The organism is Sphingomonas cynarae, from assembly GCF_039537815.1.
Taxonomy (GTDB): Bacteria; Pseudomonadota; Alphaproteobacteria; order Sphingomonadales; family Sphingomonadaceae; genus Sphingomonas; species Sphingomonas cynarae.
In genome coordinates, this window is sequence record NZ_BAABBF010000010.1 from 20409 (window position 1) to 33529 (window position 13121).

6 protein-coding genes are annotated in these 13121 nt (G+C 69.5%); all 6 read right to left on the reverse strand.

Translation table 11 applies throughout. The annotated features are described in order from the left end of the window. Nucleotides 1-38: 38 nt before the first annotated feature. On the reverse strand, nt 39-200 hold the full coding sequence (locus ABD719_RS16475; protein ID WP_192129592.1) for a Flp family type IVb pilin: 162 nt from the start codon (nt 198-200) through the stop codon (nt 39-41). 121 nt (nt 201-321) lie between these two features. Next, entirely contained in the window at nt 322-525 is a 204-nt protein-coding gene (locus ABD719_RS16480) for a Flp family type IVb pilin (RefSeq protein ID WP_344694456.1), read from the reverse strand. Nucleotides 526-574: 49 nt separating this feature from the next. After that, complete coding sequence (drmB, locus tag ABD719_RS16485; RefSeq protein ID WP_344694457.1) at nt 575-2464, reverse strand: DrmB family protein; 1890 nt, start codon at nt 2462-2464, stop codon at nt 575-577. Nucleotides 2465-2477: 13 nt separating this feature from the next. Then, complete coding sequence (gene drmA / locus ABD719_RS16490) at nt 2478-5963, reverse strand: DISARM system helicase DrmA (RefSeq protein ID WP_344694458.1); 3486 nt, start codon at nt 5961-5963, stop codon at nt 2478-2480. Beyond that, entirely contained in the window at nt 5960-9901 is a 3942-nt protein-coding gene (locus ABD719_RS16495; protein WP_344694459.1) for an Eco57I restriction-modification methylase domain-containing protein, read from the reverse strand. Before ABD719_RS16495 ends, drmA begins: the two co-directional genes overlap by 4 nt. Continuing rightward, nucleotides 9898-13119, reverse strand: coding sequence for a DISARM system SNF2-like helicase DrmD (gene drmD / locus ABD719_RS16500; RefSeq protein WP_344694460.1), 3222 nt, complete (start codon nt 13117-13119; stop codon nt 9898-9900). Before drmD ends, ABD719_RS16495 begins: the two co-directional genes overlap by 4 nt. Nucleotides 13120-13121: the final 2 nt, after the last annotated feature.

Here is a 13121-nt window from a genome sequence, read left to right on the forward strand (position 1 = left end):
TCCGCCGCCCCTGCGTGGTAATCATCCTGCGGGGACGATTACTTCATGTTGTTGGCGACCATGTTGAAGGTCGAGTTGAGCTTGGTGCCCAGGCTGGTCATGGCGCCGATGGCGGCGACGGCGATCAGCGCTGCGATCAGGCCGTATTCGATCGCGGTGGCGCCCTTGTTGTTCTTGAAAATGGTGCGAATCGTCTTCATTCCGGTCTCCATCGTTGGCGAAGCTTCAGTACCCGGTCGTGCCGGATAGTCCGGATCGACCCTCATTCATTACCCGGGCGTAGGTTGAGGAATGTTTAAGGGTGGTTTTATTTGCCTTTGATTATCGGGCGTTAACCACACGTTCGCTGACATTGGCCCACATACTGGTGGAACCGCGCCCGAAGTTGCCCAGAGCCCCGATCATCGCCAGCACGACCAGCGCGAGGATGAGTCCGTATTCGACGGCCGTGGCGCCACGGCCGTCGGCCAGCATCGGTCGCATCAGGCGGGAAAAGAGGCGTATCAAGGTCATGATCGCCGGCATAGACCGCGAACTTTAAGGAATGCCCAACGCCCCCCCCCCACGCCGGTCGCTATCCGGCGAACAGGGCGGTGCCGGGGGTCGAGATCGTCGCCGATACCAGTGCCCGGTCGAGGTATAGGTTGCGCGCCTCGCAACTGGTTTCCGCGACGAGCAGGCAACTGTGGCAGGCCGCCCCGCTGAGCGAGCGTTCGTCGGCATGATCGTCGGGATCGTGTTCGGCACAGATCGGATCGCCGGAGCACAAGGCGAGTGCATCCAGCGCGCGTTCGGCGATCGCTCCCAGCCCGGGCAGCACCGCCAGCAGCCCGCCGAGCGTCCCCTGCGCGCCGGTGCTGGCCGTGTAGATCAGCAGGCCGAAGCGCGGCTCGTCGTCCACTATCGCGTATAGCCGTTCCTTGATCGCGGTGGCGGGGTAACCGCATTCCAGCGCGATCTCGTTCATCAGCGCATGGGAGAAGCCGTGGATCGCGTAATAGCCGAGGCGGGGGAAGCGCAGCCGGTCGGCATAGGGCTGTCCGTCGCGCCAGCGGCACCAGCCGCGGTGCAGGGCTTCGCCGCGCACCGCCACCGCCGGTCGCGCCACCCAGGCCGCCAGCACCGCCGGATCGAAGCGGAGGAAGACGCCCTCGCCCAGTTGCTCGACCGCCGGCAGCCATTCCAGATCGGTCGCCAGCGCCGCGCCCTCCACCGCGATGGTCAATTCCTCCAGATCGCCGTCGATCGCGGTCGGGGCTGCTTCGAAGCGGGTGAAGCCGTAAAGGCACGACACTTCGCGCAGGCGATGCACCGCGACGACGGACGCGATCGGGGCGAGGCGGGGGCGGTCGCCGTCCCAGTCGGCGCGGGCCAGGGTGCGGGCGTGCAGCTTGGCATCCGCGGTATCCGATCCGATCTCGTCCAGTCCGGAAGCGAGCAGATCGAACTCGGCGACCTTCGGCGCCTTCTCGATCGCCTGGTATTGCGCGTGCCGCAACTGGCCGATGCGCGCGAGCACATCGGCGTCGCTCCATCCCTCCAGCGCGGCCCGCAGCGCGGGGTTCGACTTGCGTGCGGCGGCGCTGTCGCGTTCGCATTCGACCCAGCTCAAGGCATCCATATGCTGTTCGATCAGGCGGGTCAGTTCATCCTCGGCGGCGGGTAGCGAGATCACCGTCAGCACCTGCGGGAAATAGCCGTTGGTCGCGGTCCGGGTGAGGAAGCGGAGCTTTTCCGAACAGCCGCCGGGCTCCGGTGTCGGCAGCCATGGCCGGCGGCCACGACAGTCCCCGAACCGGCCGGTCGCCTGCGCGTCGTGCAGCGACAGTGCCGCACCACAGGCGCAGACGATCCGGGTCGAGCGCGGATCGCCGGAAGTGCCGCGCTCTTCCAGCCACAGGGGTTGCCCGCACCGCCCGGTGGCGCCGGGATGAACCGCATAGCCCCAGTCGATATCCTGCAGATGCCCTTTCTTGCAGCCGGCGACGAAACGGATCGGGGTGACGCCGAGGCGGCGACCGTCGTCATCGATGAAGTCGGTCCGGCCACGCGGGTCGAGATCGCGCCAGCGTACCAGCCGGCGGCGGCGGATCTGGCCGGCGTCGGGTACGGCGACCGGTTCGGCATCGCGCGCGACGAACCAGGTGGGAAAGATGCGCGCCTCGATCCCCGGCGGCTGGCGGCCAGGCCGCCCCGGCCCCTGCTGCCCCTCGTCGTCCACCGGCGGGGTACGCAGCGACAGGGCGATGCCGTCACCCAACCGCCCGGTCGCGCGCAGCAACGCCTCCAGCACCTGAACCGCGCGGGGTTCGTGGATCGGCCGCCAGCTGTCCCGTTCGCGCATGTGCCACAGGTCCAGCCCGCCGATCACCACCGACCGGGTGGGCAGGTCGACCATCGATCCCGGCCCGAACGCGGTGACGATCTGCGACGCGCGCAGGGTAACGCGTTTCGACCCGCTCATACCGTGTCCTTCGTCATTCGATATCCTTCGCGCCGGCCACTGTCTCGCCATCGGGGCCGCGCGGGCGGACCAGCACGCCGGGCTCGACATCCCGCATGCTCCATCCCGCATGGAAGCGGCGATGGGCGGGGTCGTCCGGCGGGGCCGGGTCGAGCGGGGGATGCAGCAACCGGTGCGGGCGATCCTCATAGCTGAAGCCGGTGCCGAGCGCGGTCTGGACGGCGGCGACGGCGATCCAGTCGTCCAGCAGCCCTTCGATCAGGGCGGCGAGCCGTTCCTTGCCACCGCCGATATCGTCGGGCGCCCGGTCAACGAGATGGCGGACGACCGCCGTCCGCGTCTGCGGTGATCCGGCGAGGGCCGCGACCGCGTTCGACGGGGTCAGTGCCGGATCGAGATGCCGGGCGATGGCGACGACGACGGCGGGCAGCGCGCGATCGAGCGCGCGTGCGGACCATGGCGTCGCGCTGGTCGCCTCCACCGCGCGGTAGAAGGTGTCGTGAAAATGGCCGAACTGTTCGAAGTGCATCCGGTCGCGCGGGCGGTGGACGTTGAGCACGACGACGACCAGCCCCGGCCGGACCGGGTTGCGCCCGACCCGACTGGTCGCCTGGATATATTCCGCAGCGGTCTTGGGCTGGCCCTGCACCAGCATCAGGCCGAGCCGGTCGATATCGAGCCCGACCGAGATCATGTTGGTGGCGAGCGCCACGTCGACGGGTTCCGCACCCTCGCTCGCGAAGATCGTCTCCAGCCTGCGTTTCGCCGCCGCGACCTGATCGGTCGATACGCGCGAGGTGAGTTCCACCGGCTCGCCGATCGTCCGGTTGCCGAACGGATGGTCGGGTGGCTCCAGCCGGCGCCGTTCGGTGCCATAGGTCCGCGCCCGTGTCGCCACCTCATCCTCGACGATCCGCCGTGCGCCGCCCAGTTCGCGCAACGCGTTGAAATAACACAGCGCGGTCAGATAGGCGTCGGCATCGTCGCCGGACTCCTCCGCGCAGCCCTGCGCACCGGCCAGCAGCGTGACGAGTGCCTGGAGGAAGACGAGCTTCGGGCCGCGTCCGGCCGCCGCCAGCCCCAGATACCAGCGCGCGGGATCGTCCGGCCCCTCGGCGCGGGTGCGGGCGAAAAAGCTGTCGCGCCGGTCCAGGCCGGGGGCGGGGAAGATATGCGTGACGTGCCGGTCGAACAGCGCGCTGATCTGTCCCTGTGCCCGCCGCACCGTGGCGGTGGAGGCGACGATCTTCGGTCGCACCCTGACGCCGCCGATATCACGGCTGGCGAGCCGGTCGATCGCCGCTTCGTACAGCGCGGCGACGGTACCGAGCGGCCCGGAGATGAGGTGGAGTTCGTCCTGGATCACCAGGTCGGGCGGATCGAGCCGGGCGGTGCCATGCCCGTCGCCGCCATCGATCGGCCGCCCGCCGCCGGGCTCCGCCGCGCCATAGAAGCCGGTCGTATCCGCCCGGTCGACATGGCTGAAGAACGCCCCTGCCTGACCCCGCCACGGCAGTGCCGCGAACTTGTCGACGGTGGCGATCAGGAAGGCGGGCAGGCGGCGATAGATCGCCTCGTCGACCGTGACGATCGGCAACGGCCGGTCGCCGGTGAAGGCGCAGCCGATATTGGCGCAGCGTATCTCCAGATTGGTCGGCTTGTCGGCATGGGGCACGCACTGGAAGCTTTGCGCCGTGAAGGCGGTGCCGCACCATGGACAGGCCTTGATCGGCGCGGGCGCGCGGGGATCTCGCCCCGATCGATAGGCGCGCACGCGCTTGACCGCGGTATCGTCACGCTTGTCGCCCTTGCCGCCCAGCCAGTTGGGGCTGGCGTCCGACCCCACCCACAGCCCGATCTCGATCGGCCAGTCGCCCAGCAGCGGCCGATCGTCCGCACGGCGATAGTCCGGCCCGACCCGGAGCAGTTCCAGCGCGCAGATCATGCCGGCGGCGCGGCCGAGCTGATCGAGCGTCAGCAGGCGCAGCGTGTAGCGCATGACGACGCTGACGCCCGCGCCGAGCAGGCCGTCCGCCCCCAGTCGCCGGAGCGCAATGGTGAAGGCGGCAAGGCCCAGATACGCCTCAGTCTTGCCGCCGCCGGTGGGGAAGAACAGCAGGTCGGCGATCTCGCGGTCCCGATGGGTCTTGTCGGCCATGCCGGCGAGGTTGAGCAGGATGAAGGCGAGCTGGAACGGCCGCCATGCGGGCGCGCGGTCCCCCGGGCGACGGGCGCGGCCGGCGTCGGCGACCGCACGGTTGGCGATGGCGAAGGCGGTCCGGGCGCGCCGGTCGTCCGCCAGCAGCGCGATGCCGGCCGCGATCCGGGCGCAGGCGGCGGCCTGCCCCTCGATCAGTTTCGCCGCCGTCCGCGCGCGTTGCGGGGCATCGGCGATGTCTGCGGCGGTTGCGGCCTGCCGCTGTCGCCCCGCCCAGGCGGCATAGGCGGCAACCAGCGGATCGAGCGCGGCATGGACCGCCGCTGCGTCCTGATCCGCCAGCATCGCGAGACGGTCCATCGCGAACTCGACGCCGGCGACCGGGGCGGTGACGGTGCGCTCGACCGCCGCGCGCGGCAGGTGAGTGGTGTGGACGCGGCGCACCACGCCATCGGCATCCGCCCCGTGCCCGGTCGCACAGCCGAGCCCGACCGCATAGGCGGCGGCGTCGCGGTAATGAAGGTCGGCGAGCTGTTCGTCCCAGTCGTCGCGCGTGATCCGCGACAGATCATGCTGCGCGACGAACCCGTGCGGGCAATGCAGGTCGATCCGCACCTGATAGGCATAAGCGAGATCGCGGTAGCGCGAGGCGGGTTCCTGGCGCTTGTTGACGAGGAAGATCGTGACCACGCGCACCTCACGCACCGCCCCGGTCGCCAGCGCCAGCCGGAACGGCCGGGCGCGGATGCCCAGTTCCAGTGCGCCGCCCGGCCGGGCAGTGGCGGCCGATTCCGGAATTGGCGTCTTCACCAGTCCGTCGTCCTCGGCCGGTATCGCCAGTGTCAGCGTGGCCGATCGGGCGATGCGCCGCCACGTCACCGGCTCGCCGCGCGGTTCCACCCCATTGTCCAGCACCTCCGGCGGCAGCGGCGGCTCGGGCACGTAATCGCCCCAGTTCACCTGCACGTCCAGCGTGGTGACGGCCGGGTCGATCATGGTCGACAGGCCGATCGAACTCGGCAGGAAGCGCCGGCGCGCCGCGGGCGGCTCGGGCTCGTCATGATCGCCGGCGGCACCGCCCGCGCCGAAGCCCTCCAGATCGGGCAGGAACAGGTCACCTTCGTCGAACCCGGCATCCTCCGACGGATCGGCGGGTGCGGTCGTGGCGGGGGCGGTGAGTTCGCCGGACGGCGCGATGAAGCCGGTGAGATACCAGCGCGACGGACTTTCCCCTGCCGGCAACCGCTCGGACGCGAGATCGGCATCCTCCGGCTCGCCGGGGCCGACGAGATTGCGCCGCAGCCGCCGCACCAGCCCATCGCGGATACCCGCCGCGCTCACAGCATCGTCTCCGCCATCGCGCGTTCCTCGTTCAATCGCAGCAGCCGCGCCAGCAGCGCGTCCCGAAAAGGTGCCGGCCAGAACAGCCGTCCCTGATAGCGGTGATCGTCCTCGCTATGCTCGTCGAGGAACTGCGCGGCGGCGCGGTCGGCCAGATCGTCCCAGCCATAGGCCCGCAGCACCGCGTCATCCATCGCGTGATGCAATCCCCGCAACGTGGCGATGTCGGCAGCATCGTCGGCACGGGTGTGGAAGCGGTTGTAGGTCGGCGTCATCCCCTGATCGCGGGCGATCATCAGCGCCGCGCGGTGATCGTGATACGCCCGCCCCACCGCCTCCAGCGCGGGCGCATCGGCATAGCCGGGCGGGAGCGGGAACGTCTCGAAACAGTCCGAGGGGGTGTAGCGGAGCCGGTCCTCCAGCGTCGATGCGAAGAATCGCGCCCAGACCTCGTGAACACGGGATTGCAGCGTGGCAAAGGCGGCGTGGGTCGACAAGGCGAAGACGGCGAGCGTCTTTGCAAAAACCTGTCCCGTCGGAACGCGTGCAAAAGCTAGATGCGGACTGGCCCCCCGGTTGGCTACAAGTACTTGGTCGAGTGATGCGATCGTCGCATATAGCTCAACACGGCGTTCAGCGAATCGCCACCACATCCGGCGATAGACGTCACGGTTGTCCTTATCCCGAATTGGCTTGACCCGTGCATGTACGAGGGCGAGTAGATCAGGCCAATCATTAGCTACGGGGCCATGATAATCTTCTGGAACCTCCCCGTTGCGAAGATAGTTTCTACGATTGATAGCATCGGCGTTGTCCCAGCTTACCGGTGCCGCAATTCGACGCAGCGGGTAGTCCTTAAAATCGATGACGTAGCGACGTGCGGAATGGCGCGGATGATTGGTCGCTTCCTCACCACCAAGATACGGCCATACGGCTTCTTGGAACCGGGCCGAGGTTTTGCCTAGATCGTGCATCAAGGCCAAGGGGTAGGCCTGTTGCTTCGTGTCGGTGTCATCGAACGTGAAGCCGTTGCCAAATATCTCGGTGCCGGCGAAGCTTTTCGAACGGTTTTCTGCAAGGCACGCTGGCGAGCCGTCCAGGTCTCCTTCGACCAAATAGGCAGAAATTCGCCGTACAGGCTGGTTATTGAGGACTGGTGGCGATGGCGGGGTGCCGCCCTTGCTCACGAACACCTGCGCGACGACCACCGCCGCCTCACCCTCCCAGCGGACGCGGCTGATGGCGCGGTAGATGACGCCGCCGTCGCCGACGATGTGCCGCAGCCCGGTTTCGCGAGTGTCGCCCTGGCGGATGGTGTTGGTCGCGATCAGCCCCATCGCACCCCCCTGGCGCAACAGGCCGTAGGCGCGGCGGAAGAAATGCGCGGCCAGATCGGCATTGCCGTGCGCGCCCGGATGGAGCGTCTTCAGCCAGTCGGGATAGGCGAGGGGGTGGCCCGAAGCGATCGTGTTCTTGCCCGCGAAGGGCGGGTTGCCGATGATCGCGTCGAAGCCGGGATTGGGCCGCGCGAAGACGTCGTTGAACTCCAGTTCCCAGTGGAAGCTGGTGACCCCGATCGGGGAGGCGCGCAACCGATCGCGCAAGGCGGCCAGCTTCGCCCAATTCTCGTCACGGGGCGACAGGGCGAATTGCTGCATCTCGGCCAGCCCGCGTTCGCGCTCGCGATGGGTGGTGCCGGCGAAGAAGCTTTCCAGTACCGCATCGGCGACGAGATGCGCGCGATGCTTCGCGGTCGTCGCTTCGCGGTGGCGACGTTCCTGCGTGTCGTAGGAGGCGATCTCGGCCTCGTGGCGCATCAGCAGGTCGAGATCGGCGGCGGCGCGGATGCCATCGCGGACGATCTGTTCGACGAACGTGTGCTGTCCCGACATCTTGCCCCAGGTGACGGCCATGATCTTGGGATTGGGCAACCCGACCAGACTGTCGCCCGCGCGCAGGACGTGATCGAGGAAGGTGAATTCATGCCGGCTCGCCAGCGTCTCCAGCCACAGGGACAGCTTGGCGAGATCAAGCGCCAGCGGATTGCGATCGACCCCGCGCAGGCAATGCTGCGCGACGAGGCGCTTGGCATGGAGCAGATCGTCCTCGTCCGCAGGAATGGTCGGCCGTTGCGCCGGCCAGCGTTCCCACGCCTCCACCAGCCGCGCGCCCAGTTGCCGGCACGCCTCGACCAGGAACGCGCCCGATCCCACCGCCGGGTCGCAGACCTTCAGGTCGAGCACGTCGCCGGGTGTCGCACCCGCACCGATCCGCGCCAGCGCGGGGGCGAGGGCATGGCCCACGATCGGCTCGGTCATGGCGCGCGGGGTATAATGGCTGCCGGTCCGGCGCCGCTCGTCGGTCGGTTGCAGGATCGGCGTTCCCGCCGATACCGCCGCACCGCGAGGGGCGGCACGCGGATCGACCACCGCGGCCAGCGCCGCCTCCAGTCCGGCGACACCTTCCGCCCGGCGCAAAGCCTTTACCACGGCGGCGGGAAACAGCCCGCGTCCGGTCCACTCCTTCAACAGCCGGACCCGGTCGGTACCGCCAGCGGCGGCCAGCGCAGCGAGATCGACCCAGACCGGGGTACGGTTGCCCTTGCCCGCGCGGATCGCCAGCATGGGGGCGGCGGCACATTCCACCGTGAATCCCATCACGGTTTCGTACACCGAGCCGAGCTTCTCGACATCGAGCGCGCGATAGGACACCCGATCGCCGTCCAGCGTCAGCAGCCCGTCCAGCACGCGGGCGATGCACCCGTCGCCGATCGTCAGCACCCGTTCGGGATCGTCGGGATCGGTGCGCCCGAACAGGAACGGGAAGGCCGTCTCGCCGAACAGCTTGCCGCCGCGCGCCTGCATGAAATCCCCGGCGCCGCGCTCCACCAGCCGGAACAGCGCTAGCAGGCGGCCCCAGGCGCCATGGCGTTCGTCCATCGTATCAGGGTTGAGCGCGCGATCGTCGCCAAGGCGGACATGCAACCCGCCCAGCGAATAACCCTGTTCGTACAGCAGCGTCGCGCCGCGTCCCCCGCCCGACGGCATCAGGTCGCGATCCTCGGCATAGGCGATGAAGATCAGGCGGAGCAGGACGGTGAGCAGCCCCTCGTACAGGTGGTGCGGTCGCCCCACCGCCAGGTCGCGGATCAGATCGGGTGCGGCGGCATCGAGCCCGCGCAGCAGTTCGTGGAGGCTGGCCAGCACCTGGCCGGCCAGCCGCGTCGACACCGCGGCCTGCGCCGCCCGGCTTTCCGCGAGCAATACCGGCAGCCGGTGCGACGGGGCGCCGGTAAACAGGGCATGGCCGTCGAGCAGCAGCTTCAGCCCCGCCAGCATCCCGCGCCCGGACACCTTCGTCAGCGCAGGCAAGGGCCATGACATCCATCCCGCCGCCTCGCCGCGGGGCGCGACCACCAGGCGAAGTACCAGTTCAAGCGGGCTGTCGCCGCGACCGGTCTCCACCTCGCCGATCAGGACACCGGCCGACACCCCCGTCTCGCGCAGCAGCCGTTCGAAGCGCTGATGCGCGGTCGCCTCCCATCCGCCGAGCGTGCCACGCCGGTCGAGCACGATCCCGGCATCCTCGATCCGCACCAGCGACTGGACGTCGTCGCCGGCGGGCGCCTGGACCGCATAGGTCGGCGTGAGCAACGTCTCGGCATCGCGCAGCGAGCGGGTAAGGACGGCGGGCAGGGGAGGACCATTCGGGGCACCCGCGACCCGCGCCGCCGGCCAGCCCAACACGTCCCGAAAGAAGGCGAAGCGATCGCCATCGGCCAGCCGGGTCAGTGCCGCGGCCACCGCCTCGCTGTCCGCCGCCGCCTGTGGTTCCGGCCACAGGCCGAGCCGGGTAAGCACCACGGGCGCCACTACCAGCCCGACCGGCTGGAGATAGCCGATCCAGTCGTGCTGGCCGCCGTCGATCCGGCCGCTCATGCCGGTCGATCCCGCCCGGGCCACAGGTACACCATGCCGATTGGTTCCAGCCGGGTCGCGCGGACGCGGTTGGCGGCGCGCAGCCGTTCGGGCTCGCGCACCAGTTCGTCGTCCAGCCGGGTTGCCGCACGGTCCCATGATCGCCGGTCGGTCGCTCGCTGCCGTGCCTCCGCCTCGTCGAGCAGCAGCGCGAACTGGCGGTCGTCCTGCCCGCGTTCGCGGCGAATGCGCTCGATCCTTTCGCGCAGCAGCCGCTCCAGTCCGGTCGCCTCCGCCTCCGCCCGCCGGGCCAGTTCGGTGGCGGCCCGGGCGGCCTGCTCGGCGGCGCGTCGTTCAAGGACGGGGCGGAGATCGGCGATATCGACCGCTACCCCCGCACTGACGGTCGCGACGATCGCGGGGGCCGCCATCCGCGCCTCGTCCAGCGCGGCGATCAGTTCGTCCAGCACCCGCCCCTCTGCCTCGCGACCGGGGGCGAGGGCGCGCAGGGGCGCGGGGCCACGGGCCGGATCGCGCCAGTCGGCGGCAACGCTCAACACCTCCTCGTGCAGCCGGGCCGCGCCCTCGCCGTACAGCGCCAGCCGGCCGATCAGCAGGACCCGCGCGGCACGGGCCGCGCGGGTTTCGATCACGCAGGTCCGTTGCAGCCCCTGCCGGAAGCCGGCGGACAGGAACTGGCCGAGCAGACGACGGACGAGGCGGTGTTCGAGATGAAGCTGCACCACATCGGCATCGCGGCCGTCGGCGAGGATCGCGGGGGCGAAGCTGATCCGGCGAAACCCGGCATCGGCGCTGGCCCGCCACTGGCCGGGCTTTTCACCGGGGCGCAGGTTGCGGGCACGCAGTGGGTCGAACAGCGGCTGCCAGGCGGGGTCGTTTGCCAGCGCCGATGCGGCTTCGTGCAGTGCGAAGACGGGTGTGCCCTCCACCACCGTTGCCGGGGGCAGGGCGGTATCGGCACCGGCCCCGGTACGGGCGATCGCCAGCGCAACCACCGATCGCAGCGCATCGGGATCGACGCCCACCTTCGCGCGGGCCTGTTCCAGCGCGGCGGACAGGTCCGCCTGTTCCCGTCGCAACCGTGTGAGCCGTGCGGCATCGCCATCGTCCATGTCGCGCACCGCCGTGCGTACCCGCTCGTCCGCCTCGGCATCGCGGATGCGGGCCGCCACGTCAGGTGCCTCGGCCCGGCCGATCCCGCGCGCGGCCAGCCGTTCGGCGATCCGGTCGCCCAGCACCTGCCCGGCCGATCCCAGTTGTCGGCGGATCAGCTCGATCTTCCGCACCAGTGCGTCGAGCACCACGTCTTCGGGGCGCTGCGCATAGACGAAATATCGACAGGTGACGGTGTCGGCGGGTTGCAGCTTGCGATCGATCCGGCCGTTGCGCTGTTCCAGCCGCGACGGGTTCCACGGCAGGTCGACATGGATCAGGTCATGGCATTGCGACTGGAGGTTGATCCCCTCGCGCGCGGCATCGGTACACAGCAGGATGCGGATCGGATGATCGGGGTCGTTGAAGGCGCGCTTGATCGCGTCCCGCCGCTCGGTCGAGGTGATGCCGGTGAAGCTGTCGATCCGCCGATCTTCGTCCGGATCGGCGGGGTCGAGCAGGACGGACAGCTGGCGCTGGAGCCAGCGACGCGTATCCTCATATTCGGTGAACAGGATCAACCGCCGCCCGGTCCAACGCGCTCCGGAATCGAGCAGATGGGTCTGTATCCAGTCGAGCAGCCAGCGGACACGGGCATCGGGCAGATGCCGGGCGGCATCGGCGACCACCAGCATCGCGGCGGCGTGGGCCCGTTCCGCCGCCAACTGCTGACTGGTGCCGCCTGCCGCGCCGGCCAGCGTCGTGGCATCCACCTGCGCGGTATCCGCCGCCGCAGGCCGGTCGAACGCCGCATCCTCGTCGGACAGCCGTTCGGGGGCGATATCGGGATCGACCTCCACGGTCGGGGGCGCCGCCGTCTGCCCGGCGATCAGCCGGTCGAGCGAGGCGATATGGACCCGCAGCGTGCGCGCGAAGGCAGGTACCGACGACAACAATCGCTGCTGCAACCCGACAAAGGCGAGCCGTGCCTGCGCTGCCCGGCCACTGTCCAGCCCGCCGATCCGGCGATCGCGTAGTTCACGATACCCGGCGAGCATCGCGGCCAACCGCAGTTCCGGCGCATCTGCCGGAAGGCCGTCGATCACCACCGGCTCGACCACCCGTTCCGGGAACCGCTCGCCTAGCAGGCGCAGGTCGCTTTTCAGGCGGCGGACCATCACCGGTTCCAGATCGGCGGGCCGGACGGTCAGGCCACGGGTGAAGCGTTGCGGGTCGAGCAGTTCGAGCAAGGTCGCGAAGCTGTTCGAATGGCCGTTGTGCGGCGTCGCGGTCAGGAACAATCGATGCTCGAACCGGCCGGAAAGATCGCGCAACTCGCGGGTGAACTGCGTCTCGACCGCATAACGCCCGCCGCCGGCCGGGGCGGCGTGATGCGCCTCGTCCAGGATCAGGAGCGAGCGGGCGCGGAAATCCTCCAGCACGTCGCGCAGGCCGGCGACATAGGCTTCGTCACCCAGCAACCGGTGCGACAGGATGAAGCGCGATCCCGCCGCCCACGGATTGGCGCCATGCCCGCGGCGGCGGCGCAAATCCTCCAGATGACGGCGGTCGACGATCTCGAACGACAGGCCGAACTTGGTCTGGAGTTCGTCGCGCCACTGACCGGTCATCGCCGGCGGTGCCAGCACCACGGTGAAGTCGACCCGCCGCCGGAGCAGCAGTTCGCGCAGGACCAGCCCCGCCTCCACCGTCTTGCCCAGCCCGACATCGTCGGCGATCAGCAGGTTGACGCGTGGCAATCGCAACGCCTTGCGCAGCGGCAGGAGCTGATAGGGATCGAGCCGGATGCCGGCGCGGAACGGCGCCTGGAACAGATCGCGCTCGGTCGCGGTGGCGGTGCGCCACTGGACGGTGCGCAGATAGGCCGCGAATGCCGCCGGCCCGTCATCGCCGCCCAAACCCAGCGTATCCCATGCCTCCTCGTCGCGCAGCCGCGCGTCGATCTCCGCCGGCCACAGCACCCGCACCGTCTCGCCACCGGCGTCGTCGTCGATACAGGCGAGCAGATGGCCGTCATAAGGCGCCGCCGGTTCTTCCTCGACCAGCCAGAGCCTGCCCCGCAACGATACGAACTGGCCGATCCGGGGCTGGGGAGATGCTGACATCG